Annotated in this window: 13 protein-coding genes; 8 read left to right on the top strand and 5 right to left on the bottom strand. The window is 40.9% G+C overall.

Features of this window, described 5'->3' with window-relative positions:
* Positions 1-98 precede the first annotated feature (98 nt).
* Together CWB77_RS05065 and CWB77_RS05060 are read left to right on the top strand one after the other, a co-directional pair.
* Positions 99-812: a protease inhibitor BamI-like protein gene (locus CWB77_RS05065; RefSeq protein WP_054201457.1), complete on the top strand. Its 714-nt coding sequence runs from the start codon at positions 99-101 to the stop codon at positions 810-812.
* Between the two features lie 65 nt (positions 813-877).
* Positions 878-1,621, top strand: coding sequence for a M12 family metallo-peptidase (locus CWB77_RS05060; RefSeq protein WP_055011576.1), 744 nt, complete (start codon positions 878-880; stop codon positions 1,619-1,621).
* A gap of 93 nt (positions 1,622-1,714) precedes the next feature.
* Here CWB77_RS05060 and CWB77_RS05055 read toward each other — a convergent pair whose 3' ends face one another.
* Positions 1,715-2,929 carry an alkaline phosphatase family protein gene (locus CWB77_RS05055; protein WP_138621620.1) on the bottom strand — a complete coding sequence of 405 codons (1,215 nt, stop codon included), beginning with the start codon at positions 2,927-2,929 and terminating at the stop codon, positions 1,715-1,717.
* Between the two features lie 153 nt (positions 2,930-3,082).
* Between CWB77_RS05055 and dgt the strand changes: the two genes are divergently transcribed.
* Together dgt and CWB77_RS05045 are read left to right on the top strand one after the other, a co-directional pair.
* Positions 3,083-4,546 carry a dGTPase gene (dgt, locus tag CWB77_RS05050; protein ID WP_010389524.1) on the top strand — a complete coding sequence of 488 codons (1,464 nt, stop codon included), beginning with the start codon at positions 3,083-3,085 and terminating at the stop codon, positions 4,544-4,546.
* Positions 4,547-4,639: 93 nt separating this feature from the next.
* Positions 4,640-6,130, top strand: a complete 1,491-nt coding sequence (locus tag CWB77_RS05045; RefSeq protein WP_138621618.1) for a hypothetical protein — start codon at positions 4,640-4,642, stop codon at positions 6,128-6,130.
* A gap of 112 nt (positions 6,131-6,242) precedes the next feature.
* Here CWB77_RS05045 and CWB77_RS18395 read toward each other — a convergent pair whose 3' ends face one another.
* Positions 6,243-6,407: a hypothetical protein gene (locus CWB77_RS18395; RefSeq protein ID WP_171039104.1), complete on the bottom strand. Its 165-nt coding sequence runs from the start codon at positions 6,405-6,407 to the stop codon at positions 6,243-6,245.
* 67 nt (positions 6,408-6,474) lie between these two features.
* Here CWB77_RS18395 and CWB77_RS05040 point away from each other — a divergent pair, with 67 nt between their 5' ends.
* Positions 6,475-7,323, top strand: a complete 849-nt coding sequence (locus CWB77_RS05040; RefSeq protein ID WP_055011579.1) for a substrate-binding periplasmic protein — start codon at positions 6,475-6,477, stop codon at positions 7,321-7,323.
* Between the two features lie 506 nt (positions 7,324-7,829).
* Here the strand turns inward: CWB77_RS05040 and CWB77_RS05035 are convergent.
* Entirely contained in the window at positions 7,830-8,114 is a 285-nt protein-coding gene (locus CWB77_RS05035) for a putative quinol monooxygenase (protein WP_138621616.1), read from the bottom strand.
* 2 nt (positions 8,115-8,116) lie between these two features.
* Complete coding sequence (locus tag CWB77_RS05030; RefSeq protein WP_138595457.1) at positions 8,117-8,332, bottom strand: DUF2798 domain-containing protein; 216 nt, start codon at positions 8,330-8,332, stop codon at positions 8,117-8,119.
* Positions 8,333-8,413: 81 nt separating this feature from the next.
* Between CWB77_RS05030 and CWB77_RS05025 the strand changes: the two genes are divergently transcribed.
* The 3 genes from CWB77_RS05025 (at position 8,414) to CWB77_RS05015 (ending at position 14,222) form a co-directional block, all read left to right on the top strand.
* On the top strand, positions 8,414-9,274 hold the full coding sequence (locus tag CWB77_RS05025; protein WP_138621614.1) for a LysR family transcriptional regulator: 861 nt from the start codon (positions 8,414-8,416) through the stop codon (positions 9,272-9,274).
* Between the two features lie 484 nt (positions 9,275-9,758).
* Positions 9,759-10,757: a nuclease-related domain-containing protein gene (locus tag CWB77_RS05020; protein WP_138621612.1), complete on the top strand. Its 999-nt coding sequence runs from the start codon at positions 9,759-9,761 to the stop codon at positions 10,755-10,757.
* 312 nt (positions 10,758-11,069) lie between these two features.
* Entirely contained in the window at positions 11,070-14,222 is a 3,153-nt protein-coding gene (locus tag CWB77_RS05015; protein ID WP_138621610.1) for a DUF3427 domain-containing protein, read from the top strand.
* A gap of 130 nt (positions 14,223-14,352) precedes the next feature.
* Here the strand turns inward: CWB77_RS05015 and CWB77_RS05010 are convergent, their stop codons facing one another.
* Positions 14,353-15,399, bottom strand: a complete 1,047-nt coding sequence (locus CWB77_RS05010) for a competence protein CoiA family protein (protein WP_138621608.1) — start codon at positions 15,397-15,399, stop codon at positions 14,353-14,355.
* Between the last annotated feature and the right edge of the window lie 5 nt (positions 15,400-15,404).

The raw sequence follows: 15,404 nt of genomic DNA, 5'->3' as shown, positions 1-15,404 counted from the left end.
CCGTTAACACTTTATGATTACAATTTAAATTTGATCTCATCCTATTTTTAATATAAAACTTAACAATTAGTTCACCAATAACCCTAAAAGAGAAACAGATGAAACGTTACATTGTTTTAATTATCGCTATTCCTTTGTCTGTATTTGCCATATATACGCTGCTTAATAATCAGAATAAAACCGATGAGGTAGAAGCCCCCATAGCTATTGATATCGTTCCTGTTGATTCTGAATTTGCAAAACAAACACGTAAGCCATTACCAATCGATATGAGTAAAGATCCTATAAAAGGCGCCCCTTCAAAAGCAAAGTTAGCCGTTATTGAAAACTCATTTGACGCAATCAATAAACCTTCAACCAAGGCAAAAGAAATACTTAAAGCGGCAAAAGTACTGCCTACCGATTTACAAAATGAAGCCTATATAGAATTTGATCTAGCAGCGCTTAAAACCCTTGAAGCAGGGGATAATTTTGACCTAGCTATACCGCAAACCGCAGAAACCTACAGCGCTGAAATAACGAATGTTACCAATGCCAGTAACGGTGATAAAAGCATTGTTGGCCAAGTGATTGGTGCTAATGGAGCGTTGCATACCACTATATTAACCGTTGGTAATGACGCGGTTTATGGTCAATTTACTGCCCCTAGTGGCAATTATGTTTTTGAAAGCAAAGGCCAATACGGCTGGATTGCAGCAAAACGGGATTTATATAAAAACCATATAGAACACCAAGTAGGTGAACCCGCACCAAAAAATACTGACGGTGGAGATCCGTTTGCGCCCAGTGATGAAGAATCACCCTCAATTTAATTTTTAACCTAAACCAAGATGACTCAGCAGTAAAACTGCAATTACAAAAGAAAGGAAATACGACTATGAAAAAAATAATATCAACAGCCGCTATTGCAACGGCATTATGTGCCGCTAGCACAGTGTCAGCAGAAACAATTGATATTGGTATTTTATATACCGACCAATCAGCTGCCGCTACCAGCAATATTAATACTAAAATTAATCAGCTTATTGCTTTTAGTAATCAAGTATATAGTCAAAATGGCGTTGATATAACACTGCGTTTAGTCGGTTCTCAAAACTTAGGCAACCATGCAATAACCCCTTCAGAAGATTGGCTTAACGCTGTGACAAATAGCAGCTACGTAGATGGTTTACGTAATGATTGGAAAGCCGACATGGTAGCCGTATTAGGCACTGGCCAAAGTGCAGGCAGCGGTTTAATCTCTTGTGGACTAGCATGGGTTGGTCAAGGTACGAATGGCAATTTATACAGTTCAATGAGTAACCGTATGTATTCAATAACAGCCGTTGATTGTGGAGCTACAACGTTCGTGCACGAACTAGGTCATAACCAAGGTTTGGCGCATTCTCGTAAGCAAGGCGATACGGCCGGTGGCGTATATGTTGATGGTATGGGCCACGGTGTACAAAATGAATTTGCCAGTATTATGGCTTACCCGCATGTGTTTGGTAGTGCAACTCAGTACGATTATTTCTCTAACCCAAATTGGAGCGTAAATGGCATTCCATTTGGTGTAACCAACCAAGCATATGCTATTCGTACTGTAACCGACACAAAAACCAGTATTGCTAACTTTAAATAAACCCAATTCTAAGAATTAGCATTAAATAAATGGGTAAATTATTACCCATTTACACCAATTAAGTTTCCCTTGCGGAGCGCCTCGGCGCTCTTTTTAATGATTAACTGCTTTTATTGCAGGCATTAACGTTTTGCCATCGCTATCCACTTTACTCATTAGCGTTAACCCCATTACCTTAGCAAGTACAGGGTAAATATCTAAATTATTCACCAGCTCAATACTTACCCCTTTTTTAAACGCAGGACCTGCTGCTACAAAGGTGGCTGCCATATCATCACTATAAGCATAGCCATGTGTACCTAAATAAGGCGCTTTAGTACCGTTACTAAATACCGCAGGCGCATTGGTTTGCACCACAATATCGCCCACTCTACTCCCGCTATTATAATGGTAGCCTTCAAGCTGTTCGCTACTTAAAACACTATAACGCCCCTTAGCCGCTTTTTGTAAACGTGCTTTATACGCGTCAATATCCGCATTTTTAGCATCGCTTTTAGTATAAATAAGTAAACGAGGACCGGTATTCACAATAATAAAATTATCATCTTTAGGTAAACTGCTAACAATAATGCTTTGCTCAGGATCAACCTGTGCCATGCCATGATCAGAAACAATTACTAAATTAATATCCTGAGATAATTTGCTCAAGCGAGTACGTAATTGCCCCACTAAGGCATCTAACTTATGAACAGCATCACGTGTTTGTACTGCATCTGGGCCAAACTCATGCCCCATGCTATCAACCAGCGAAAAGTAACTGGCTACAAAACGTGGGCGCTGCGCTTGAGGCAAACTTAACCATTGTATAATTTGGTCAATTCTGTCTTGATAGTTACCTTGTTTAGAATAGTGAAAATAGTAATCAGGCGTCATACCATTAAAGCGCGCATCCGACTCAGGCCAAAAATACACCGCCGATTTAAGCCCATGCATTTTTACTAAATTCCATAATGGAGTACCACGTACCCAGGTACTGTCTTTTTGGCCTTTACCCATGCTGTAGCATTGATTATTGCGCGCTTTGTCACAAAATTTATTGTCAACAATACCGTGGTTAACGGGTAGTAAACCAGTAATCACCGAAATATGATTTGGAAACGTTTTAGTAGGATAAACTGGCTGCATTTTTTGTGCTCTAACCCCTTGCTCAGCCATTGCTTTTAAATTGGGTGCACCGTGCTTTTCAATATAATCCCAACGCAAGCCATCAATTGAAATCATCACTACGGTTTGCTCTTTGGCTGCAAACGCATTACTCATCCCTAATAAAAGGCAAAAACAGACTGCCTTTGTGATCCACAACTTCATTTTAAACACCTATAGATGTATGTTAATTTTATAAAAAATAATACTAAAGCAAGTTGTTACTTTATGATACATGCTGATAGATTAAAGATGGCTCACTAAAAAATATAACTGTGCACTTAATAAGAGCCCAACGTGCAAAATAAAAGGATTGCCATGATCGACTTCAGCAGCAAAATCACCCCAGCGCGTATGCAGCGCACGACGGCCAATTTACAAATGGCGCTTGAGAGCGATCGTGGCCGAATTATTAATAGTGCAGCCATTCGTCGGCTGCAACAAAAAACCCAAGTATTTCCGCTGGAGCGTAACGCGGCAGTGCGCTCGCGCCTAACTCACTCATTAGAAGTACAACAAGTTGGTCGATTTATTGTGCAGCGTGTTTTTGCCAACTTAAATTACCAACAGCAAAAAGAATATGGTTTATCAGGCTTAGAACGCCCGCTAGAAACCCTAGTAGAAATGGCCTGCCTAATGCACGATATTGGTAACCCGCCATTTGGTCACTTTGGCGAGGCCGCCATTAATAATTGGTTTAATGCTAACTTGGCCAGTATTACGCCTGAGCGTTGCCAAACAGCCAATAGCAGTATAGGCGTTATTTTTAAACATTTAGCGCAAGATATCTGCAGTTTTGAAGGCAACGCCCAAGGCATACGTATTATTCACTCATTGCTGAGCCTAAATTTAACCTACAGCCAAAGTGCGGCAATTTTAAAGTACACCCGCCCTGCCAGCTTAGCGAAGCAAGATATCCCACAAAATAAAAACTACATTATGAAAAAAGTGGGCTACTACTACAGTGAAAAAAGCTTTGTAGAGGCACTGCAAACTGAGCTCAAAATGGAGCCGAATTGCCGCCACCCAGCCAGTTACATAATGGAAGCCGCTGACGATATTTCTTATTGCTTGGCTGACATAGAAGATGCGGTAGAAAAAGACATAATCACCACACAGTTATTATGCGAGCAACTAAAAAAGCAGTATCAAAAAGCGTTAATTAACTTAGCCTTAAACGACACCCAACATCAAAGCTTTGTTGATGATGCAATTAATTACGCAATTGAACGCGCGCAAGCACAGCCCTTTAATTTTAATAGTGAATTTTTTATTTATTTGCGTGTATCGTTACTGCACCCATTAGTAAATCATGCTGCTAAACGCTTTATTGAAAACATAGAGCCAATTTATCATGGTGACTTTAACCATGCATTATTAGAAGACCGCAGCTACCTGCATGCAGTAACCCAAGCCCTTAAGCAAGTGGCACTTGAGCATGTATTTTCTCATAAAGAGGTCGAAAAGCTCGAACTACAAGGCTACCGTATTATTAACGGCCTACTAGAGTGCTATAAACCGTTACTGCAATTAACTAGCGACGACTTTAAACGCGCACTACATGGCGACAACCGTTTATTAATAGAATCGAGATTAGTTAAAAAACTCTCTAAAAAACATTTAAGTAGCTATCAGCACGCTATAAATGCCATGCAAGAAGAGCCCGACCACTTTGCGGCTTATGAGTTTTATTACAGATGTAGACTCATTCAAGACTACATAAGCGGCATGACCGACCAATTTGCTTACGACGAGTACCGCAGCTTAATGGTGATTGACTAATTTAGGCTTAGCGCGCGAAATTGCTAAACCCTAGATAATTTTTTACTTTACGCTTAAAATTAGTGCATTGATGCTTAACCGCTTTTGAGTTTTATGAAACCGTTACTGAGTTGCTTACTTTTTTGTTTTACTTTGTTTTATAGTGCCAGCAGTGTCGCTTACAACGAAGCGATGTGCATTCTTATAAAACAAGAAATGCAGCAATATAGTAACGACAAAACTAGCCGTAAGTACCGTAACGCCGCTCGCGACTACAAAAAAAACTGCAGTAACCCAGCACGTACTCAACCAGCAGCAAAGCCTAAAGCGCAACCCATTATTGAACAACCCATCCCTGAGATTACAAAACCGCAAGTAACTGAGCCTGTTTCATCTGTTGTAAATATCCCTATTGCACAGAGTCAAACCCAGTCATCACTTACACAGCAAAGCGCAAAATCAAACGTTGAACAAACAGTAGCAACAGCGTCTGAGCCAGATATTGAGCAAAGTATTAAACATACTCAAAGTACAACTGTTCCAGCATCAGCAAGTACCGAGCCTAATGAGCCGCAAAGCAATAAAACAACAAACGATGAACAAACTGATGCTGCAACAAATGATCAGCCTAGCATTGATACAACCACGCAAAACAGCACAACTCCAGCAGTTACAAAATCAACAGTGGAGCCTTTACAAACGGCCATGCCGGTTACCGTAAATGCCACAGAGCAAGTTAACGGTGTTGCCTCATCAATCCCTAAAAAATCAAATATGTTGTCGCTAGTATTACCCAGTGTGGCGCTACTCTTAGTGGTAATAATTGGGGTTGTTGTATTAATGCGCCTACGTAATGTTAAGCAAAATAACGAGCCTGCCGATACCAGTATGCCACTAGCTGCTCCCACTACTAAGTGCGATGACAAGCAAAGTAGTACTGCTATTGATGAATCTAAGACTCTTGATACCAGCAAAAGCGAGCCAAAAACAACAACCGAAAGTGCCGAGCCAAACGCAAACGAAGTGAGCACAGCTAAAGTAAAGCAAATCCCGAATACCGCAGAGTTTGAAGCCGCCGCTAAAGCCACTTTAGAACGGATAAAAAATGCCACCGAGCATGCAGAGCCACAAGTAAGAGACTTTGATCCCGAAGCCAAACCAATCAAAAAACAGCGCAAGCCGGTTAATCAGCCTAGCGAGCCTGTACCAGCGACTAAAAAAGAAGCACCTATTGCAGCTGAGCCCATTTCGCCTCAACAACCAAAGGCAGACTTACATTCGCCTAAACAACCGCGCTCACCGTTAACGCCATCTACCGAGCACGACTTTAAAGAGCCTGAAATACGCACCTTCGATCCCAACGCCCCCTTACCCACTAAAAAAAGTGCGATAAAACCAGAACAAGTAAAGGTATCGCCAGTTGAACCCACTAAGCCTGATATACCGCCACAAAGCAGTAACCCATTTGCTAACTTATCGCTTGATGAAAGTTGGGATCCAAATTCACCACAAAAACCGAAAGTGGAAGAAAAGCAACGCGCCCCTAAATCACAAGCACTAATTGAAGCTGAAGAGCGCGCAAAAAACATGCAAACAAAAGAATAATAGAGTACGCTGTACTTATTAAAAGGTGGCTTTAAATCTAATACCAATTCGCTTAATCAAGTGGTCTGTTTTGAGGCAGGAAAAATGTGTTGATAGCTAGGCAAAAAATTTGCTATTTAGTTGTTCTCAGCAATTGCTCCTGCATTGCTCTACCTTCTGCATCCATGCAGTCGTAATGAGAGTTTTTTAACGCAGGTAGCGACACGTTTAGCCCCGTAAAATGATTAAGTATTATTGCCGACTGATCTAGCTTAAGCGTGCATTCAGTTTCACTCACTACAATAGCCTACTTTTTGAACAGCACCAGTCACAACCTAATGGCTAAGAAGGAGTAAACTATACATATGCATGTGATGTTATCAGCTAAATTAAGATACCTTATTTTTACCGCATCTTTTTGTCTGATGGCTTTAGTGAGTGATTACAGTAACGCAATTGAAGCAATTCAACCCAAAAACGAACAGCCCACACATACCACTACTTTAAATATAAGTACCGGCGAATGGCCCCCTTTTTTAAGTGAATCATTACCTCATCAAGGTGTGATTGCCCATTTAATCACCGACTTATTTGCACAAGCCAATATTAAGGTTAACTTTACCTTTTTACCCTGGCCGCGTGCTTACCACGACACCATTAATGATAAATACGCAGCCACCGCCGTATGGATGTTTGAACAACAACGTACTGAGGATTATTTTTACAGTGAGCCAGTGTTAAACGAGCGTTTTGTATTTTTTTATCACAAAAAACGCCCTTTTGATTGGCAAAACCTAAACGATTTAAAAGGCTTATTACTCGGTGGTGGGCTTGCTTACAGCTATGGCGAAGAGTTTGATAAAGCACTACAAGCGGGTCTATTTGATATGTCGCGAGTAAGTACCACAGAGCAAAACTTTAAACGCTTAGCTATGGGCAGAATAGACGCCTTTGCCGAGGAAAAAAGCGTAGGCTATTACACCTTGGCCAGTAAGTTACCTAACCTATTTAGCTCTATTAACCATCACCCCAAAGCTTTACTCATAAACCAAAGCTTTATGATGTTCCCTAAAAATAACAAATACAGTAAACAGCGGCTTGAAATTTTTAATCAGCAATTACTTAAATTTAAACAAAACGGCCGCTATCAAGCCTACTTTGATGCGTTAGATAATGGCGCTTATCAACCCACAAATAACGCCCTGGCCGACTGACCTGGCACAGGTTGCGAGCTACGAGCTAGGTTTTAGGCTTTAGGTTTTAGCACAAGCTCGCTGCTCGTCACTCGAAGCCCGCAGCCTTTACCACCGCAGGCGTTAAGCTTGCTGACGCGAAAAGCACCGCTTTTAAATTACGTTACTTTCACGCATTATTCGCCTCAAAAAATGAGGCGAATAGCGCACTTAATTGCCTCATTGTGTTAATTGGTAAGTTGAAATCGTAGAAACCAGTTTTAGCTGTGATTATTTTAAACGCCAATTTTGGGTAACGAGCCGCGAGCGACGGACTATATTCAGCCTAGCACCTTTAACCTAGAACCTTTTACCTGTTCTCACCGCGTGCAGCTTGCTGACGTGAAAAGCGTAGCTTTTAATACTCAAAGCCCGCCGCTCGCAACCCGCCGCTCGTCACCTTTATTTATACATGTCGCGTTGGCGAGTGCCGACCGTCCGAGGACACACACTCCCCACTCCAATGAAGTACACACGATAAATTAAACTTACTCAATCGCGACTAATTTATTTACTTCTACCGGTTTTGCTAACGCTGTTTCATAAAATGCGAACACCTCTTTTACATAAGGCTGTGAATAATGCGTATCCAAAGCAGCTTGCGACGTAAATTGTTCGACTAAGAACAAGCATGTTTGCTCACTATTGCTGTATAGCTCAAATCGAATACAGCCAACCTCAGCCTGTGTAGGCTTTAAAATTTGCTGTAAACGCCCTTTACAGTCATCAAATAATGAAGCTTGAGGGGTTATTTTTGCCACTATATTAATCATCTTTAATCCTTGTTAATTAATTTAATAACCACAGCACGAATTGGCGGTGCTACAGTAAAGGCCACTAAAAAAGCTGCAGGCCAGGCATTAATAAATGCAGTTAGCCAACTTTGCACAAAGGTATCGCTTAAACCTAAATTTACGTAGGTCACCCATGCAGATAGTAAAAACGACATCATGAACGAAAATGCCAATGTAAATATAAAATGAATTTTCATCTTTCCTCCTTGGCGTTACTATATTCAAAAGCTTGGGGCTTCCATACTCACAAAAATGCAAACTAAGATTGAGAAACAGAAATGCTTGATGACATTCATTTATTTATAGAGGTAGCTAGGCGTAAAAGTATGAGCCAAACGGCAAAAGACTTAGGCTTAAATTTATCGACGCTATCGCGACGTATTCAAGCACTTGAAACCAAATTAACAGAGCCATTATTGCAACGTACAGCACGAGGAATCGTGCTAACAGCAAAAGGAGAGCAGCTCTATACATCGCTTGCAGATTCAGTGTTAGCGCTTAATAATCAAATAACCACCCTTAATTGTGCTAGCAATAACAGCAATACTTTTTATTTGTTATGCCCACAAAACATCATTGCAGATCTGCTTATGCCTGCGCTAAATACATTTATAAAAGATAATCCTTCGCTCAATTTTCACATATCGCCAAGTAATGCTAATAGTCAGTTGAGCCAACAACGCTTTGACCTCGCTATTCGCATTGGCCAACAGCAAGACTCAAGTTATTATCAAAAACGCTTAGGCGCTATTGCAGTTAAGTTGGTCAGCAAAAAAGATGCACCGCAAACTCGCCTAATTTTACCTTACACTCAAGCGCAGCTACCAACAGGCATGCTTAACAAACTAACAGAGCTCTACAGCGATATAAGTTATTGTTTTGATATAACAATAGCCAGAAAAATGGTTGAAGAAGGAAATGGAGTTGGTTTATTACCTATGACTGAAATTAGTTGTATTACTAACAAACAGGCTTTTGACTATATTGAATTGCAACCTGCTTTTGCAAACAGGCCTATTTATGCCCTATGGCATAACACACGCCAGCCAAGTAAAACGGCAAGTCAGTTAATTACTTTAATACAGGGCGTAATTGAGCAAACGCCATGCTTACAGGGTGATATTGTTGAGTTAGGTTAAGGGGTATTTATGCTGTAAGCGTTAAGCTTGCTGACGCGAAAAGCGCCGCTTTAAATAGCTCGAAACCCGCTTCCCGCAACTCGATACTCGTCTACTTTATTTATACATGTCGCGTTGGCGACGGCAACCAAAGAGAAGTAACCGCCGACTTCTCTTTGGAATCTCTCGGTGCCCCGAGCATTTTGCACTTTCCTCAAAGCCTAAATTGATATGAACGTAACCGCCGTGTAAGGCACATCCATGTGCCTGTCACGGCTTTGATTGCATCCATGCAATCGATTACTCATCAATTGAGTCTTTTCGAGCAAAATGACGGGGGAGTTGTCTTGGCAGTGGTCTTTAAATTTTAATGTAGGCGTTAAGCTTGCTGACGTGAAAAGCGTAGCTTTTAAATGAAAATAGGGCGAGTAAAAATCCTTCAACAGTATTTTTATTAGGTACTTCAGTGATATGCTTTAAACATATATGACAGAAAGGATGTCGCATGATTTTAAAAGATAAAGCTCTATCAACTTCCACTTCCGCTAAGATCAAAGCGGGTCAGAAACAAGAGCTAGACGTAGCATTTTACTTACGCCGCGCATTTAAAGACCACTCTCAAGTATTTGTGTTTAATGATGTAAAGTTTAAACACAACGGCGAAACCGCACAGATAGACCATCTGGTTGTTTACACCTACGGGTTTATTCTTATTGAATCAAAAAGTATTACCGGTGAAGTTGCAATAAACCAACATCAAGAGTGGAGTCGCAGTTACCGTGGGCAATGGCAAGGTATGCCATCACCAATCAAACAAGTTGAGCTACAACTGGCATTACTAAAAAGTTTGGTAAGAGACAATGCCTATCAACTCCTGCCAAAGATGTTTGGCAAAATACAACAAAACTTTGGTGGCCGTGAATGGCATAGCATTTGTGCAATATCGAGTAATGCCATAATTAATCGAGATAACACACCAAAAACGCTTGAAGAGCGTCTCGTTAAGTCTGAGTTTATAGCTGATAAGCTTTTAGACATAATGAAGTTACCTGCTTCAACACCAAATGCCCTACACTTTTTCTCAACTAATGTTCGTCCTTGGTTTAGTGAAGAAAGCCTAGTTAGGATCTGTGAGTTTCTTTTAGAGCAAAATATTGCCACTTCTACACAGTTAAAACCTGACGCAATAACATCAAACCTCAACGAGCCAAGCCCAATTTATCAAGATGAATCAGCAGCTATTGCACCAATAACTCAAGAGCAACCAAATATTGCCAATGAAATAAATTTACAGTGTAAGCAGTGCAACAATCAAACGACGCTTAAACCTCGCTCAGGTCGCTACGGCTATTTTGTTACATGTGGTGAGTGCGATACCAATACACCAATGAAAACGTCTTGCCCACAATGTAGCAGCGCTAATACTAAAGTGAGCAAACGCAAAGAGCTCTACTCATTAGTGTGTGGTGATTGTGAAAATACAGCGCTTTTCAAATTTGATTGATAATGTCGCGTTGGCGACGGCAACCAAAGAGAAGTAACCGCCGACTTCTCTTTGGAATCTCTCGGCGCCCCGAGGATCACACTATTTCCTCAATTTAAATTAATAATATGAACGTAAACGCGATGAAACACGTCCGTGTGTAAGCATCGCTTAACGCGCATCCATGCGCTGCTATTACTCATCATTAATTCAATTTCGGGTGTGATCACGGGGAAATTTTCTTGGCAGCAGTCTTTAATTCAATAATGAGTTAATGCTTGTTTACATTGCATTTTTTAGTAAACTGAATGCTCGCAAACAGGGAGCGATTTAATGCAACAGATTGGTATTTACGAGCAATTAATTACACAAGTAATTGAGCAAAATTTAAATCGTGACCAATTTTATGTGGGCGAACGCCAACTAGAATCGGCTGAGGCGGCTACGTGGCTTTCGCGCTTTTTAGGCAAGCTGGTTGAACATGCAATTGATGCAATCCCTAATTCAAACGAGCGTTTGCAGGAACAAATACACCTCGCAAACAGCCTTGTGCTTTGGCTTAAAGATCATATTCGCGATGACGAGCTGATCAACGAAAACCTTATCGACAGCCAAGGCCGTATTCTTACTGCACTGTTTAATACCCAAAATCCCATTGCTGCAAATCTTAAAGATTACTCACACGATATATTCCCGTTAACAGGGCTTACCCAAAGCGAATTATTCAGCGGCGCTAATGCGGGGATATCGCTCGAAACCGAGCTAAAACGCGAGATTAAATCGTCCGACACTATTTACTGGCTTGTATCATTTATAAAATGGACGGGGCTGCGCATATTTAAAAATGAGCTTGAAGCGTTTACTAAAAGCGGCAATAAACTCAAAGTAATTACCACCTCGTACATGGGTGCAACGGATGCTAAAGCGGTTGAGTTTTTAGCAAGCCTGCCAAATACCGAGGTAAAGCTTAGTTACAACAATCAGCAAGAGCGCTTACATGCAAAGTCATACTTGTTTATGCGTAATACAGGTTTTCATACCGGTTATATTGGCTCGTCTAATTTGTCGCATTCGGCGCTTACCAGCGGCCTTGAGTGGAACTTAAAAATTACCGCTCAAGAAATACCACACATCATAGCTAAAACCAAAAGTACCTTCGAAACCTATTGGCAATCGCCAGATTTTGAATTATTTACTGGCAAAGCTGAATGTAAAGAAAAGCTCATAAATTCACTTAACGAGCAACGCGGTGTTGGCCAAGCAAGCAGCCAGTTTTATTTTGATATAACACCAAAAACCCATCAGCTCGCTATTTTAGAAAAACTAAGTGCTGAGCGCAGCGTACATAATCGCTTTAAAAATTTAGTAGTTGCCGCAACGGGCACAGGTAAAACAATCATATCGGCATTTGACTTTAAAGCCGTTTACGATAAAAACCCAAACGCACACTTTTTGTTTGTAGCCCACCGCGAAGAAATACTTAAACAAGCGCAAAGTGCTTATCGTGGTGTACTTAAAAATAACGACTTTGGCGAGCTGTGGGTAGGTAACTACAAACCACAACGCTACAACCAATTGTTTGCGTCAATTCAAACATTAAACAGCCAAATTGAATCGCTCAATTTAACTCCTGACTATTACGATTACATAGTTATAGATGAAGTACATCACGTAAGCGCCGCCAGTTATCGAGCTATTTTAAATCACTTTACGCCCACAATATTACTTGGCTTAACCGCCACACCAGAGCGACAAGATGGCGCAAATATACTCGATGATTTTTGTGGGGGAATAGCCGCTGAAATTCGCTTGCCAGAGGCAATAAACCAACGCCACTTATGCCCGTTTCAATACTTTGGAGTAGATGACGATACCGACCTAAGCCAAATAACATGGCGTGGTGGCCGTTACGATATAAGCGAATTAAGTAACCTTTATACAGGGGAGAACAGCCGCGCAAACAAAATTATATCCAGCCTTGCTGATATAGTGACTAATGTTCACAACATTAAAGCGTTGGCATTTTGCGTAAGTCAAAAACATGCAGAGTTTATGGCATCTAAGTTTAACTTAGCAGGCATAAACGCCGATATGCTGACCAGTAAAAACACCAATGAACGCGCGGCCAAACAACAAGCACTGCGCCAAGGTGAAATACAAATACTGTGTGTGGTTGATATTTTTAACGAAGGGGTCGATATTCCAGAGGTCGATACACTTTTATTTTTACGCCCAACTGAAAGCTTAACGCTGTTTTTACAGCAACTCGGCCGTGGCCTTCGCTTGCCCGACAACAGTCAAAAGCAGTGCTGTACCGTACTCGACTTTGTAGGCAACGCCCGCCCAGAATACGACTTTGCTAGTAAGTTTCGCGCACTCATTGGAAAAAGTAATCAACCAATAAAAACCGAGATCGAAAACAACTTCCCGCATCTACCACTGGGTTGTCGTATAGAACTACAAAAGCGCACTCAACAAACAATATTAAAAAATATTCAGCAAGCCATAAACACTAAACGCCGTTTACAACAGCTTATAAATAGCTACTCGCAACACACCAATGACACGCTCACGCTAAGTAACTTTTTACGCATAAACCCGCAAGCCACGCTTGAAGATATATACAAACCAAAAGATAAAAAACTCGGTGGCTGGCACTGGTTAAAAGGCGATGAAATACCAACACAGCAAACAGACATTTACGCCGCGTATTACCGCGCAATCAACACCCAATTACTCGGCTGCGACTCACTCAGTTACTTATGTTTTTTACGTAATTTATGTAATAACGACTTTAGTTTTAACCCAACACCACAAAACCAACAGTACGCGCTTATGGCGCATTACAACTTTTGGGATACCACAGGCACAAATTTAGGGCTTAAAACCCTCAAACAGAGCTTACAGGCACTTAAACACAAAGAGCTACAACAGGAACTTGCACAAGTAATTACGCTATTAATAAACCGCATTCACAAACAAGAAAGCGATTTAACGTGCTTACCTAATCACGCAATCAAATTACACAGCCGCTACACGCGTCAGCAAATACTCGCCGCATTTGGCGCACACTCGTTTGATAAAAAATCGACCGCCCGCGAAGGTGTTTTAGAATTTAAAAACCAAAACCTAGAGCTACTATTTGTAACTCTCAATAAGTGCGAAAAAACTTACTCGCCCACCACGCTTTATCACGACTACGCAATAAGTCCTACCCTGTTCCATTGGCAAACGCAAAACAGCGCCCGCCCAGAGCACGGCCGTGGCCTTAGTTATATTGAGCATCAAAAAACAGGTAAAACCATCCTGTTATTTGTGCGCGAACAAGGCAAAGATGAAAATGGCCGAACTATGGGATTTGTAAACTACGGCGAGGTAAAATACCAAAGCCACAACGGCAGCCAGCCGATGAATATAACGTGGGAATTAACCAACCCCATGCCAAGTGAAATGTGGCATGAGGCAGGAAAGTTGGCGGTTGGGTAATGGATTTAAATTTAATCGCTTGAATTTTCTGAGCTTAGTTTACTAAAAGGTTTACTGTAATACTATTTCTAATAATTGACTTGTAAGTGCTGTTAGCGGACGTTTATTCGACAGCCGTGCCTTGTTAGAGCTAGAATATATGTTTAGACTGACGCTCATTAAAGTACCACTCACCTCTGATATATGGGCCGCCAGCCCCATAAATATATTCAAATCTATGTACCGGAGCTGGTAAGTCGCCACAATACTCTACTAGAGACTCGAAGATGAAGAAGTTTCCCATTATTGCGTCGCAGTGAAAGCAACCATTAGACAAATAACTCTCGCCTCTTGTTTTGCTAAAACGCTTTTTCAGCGTACCAATTTTGTTTCTTAGCAATTGATCTGAAATTCCATTGCTTAATATAAATTCCGGCACGCCCTCATCACTAAATTTTACAAATGATATTTCTCTATTCTTATCATTCTTTACGGATACACCTAGAATGACCCCAGTTTCTTTTTTGCATCTCCAGCACTTTTCATAATGAGGAATAACTTCAGCAATTAACCGCTGCCTATCTTTTGGGCTCCATTCAAGATTGCCTTGCAGCATTCCTTCAATGAACCCTTCTAGAGCAACGTCAAATTGAGGAATATATAAATTTTCAACGCCTCTTAGCTTCATTTTCATTCCAAATACAGGCGTATCAAATTGGTAAGGTATATCATCAACCCAATACTCTTTGTTACTCTTTAATTTAAAGAGCCAAGCAGCCCTAACACCTGATGCAATATATTTTTTCTGTCTTCGGATGAACTCATCTCTGTTTTGATATGACCACTGGACCTCAAATGCCAATTTGGCATTCCCTTTCTCACAATACACATCGGCAAACCATTTTTCACCGTCAGGTGTCTCACCTTCCTGCTCCGTTATAACTAACCAGTTGTTTCGTAAAGCAATAAGGCAAATTAGATTCTTGAGATAAAGATGTTCTGCTGACTCGGCTTCAGATACACAATCGCCTTTTCTATGGTGGGAGAAAAAGTGAGTTCCAAGTTTGCTCTTTTTCAATACCGCTTTGCTGGCACAGCATGCCATTAATACTGGCTTGCTTTTTAGCTGTGACCAAGAGTCATCATCAAAATTGAATGCAAAAATATCGCATCCTTTCAATTTTGCTTTTAGTGGCAAATCCC

This window comes from Pseudoalteromonas sp. S1610 (genome assembly GCF_005887465.1).
Lineage (GTDB): Bacteria > Pseudomonadota > Gammaproteobacteria > Enterobacterales > Alteromonadaceae > Pseudoalteromonas > Pseudoalteromonas undina.
This window is presented reverse-complemented; position numbering and strand designations above follow the sequence as displayed.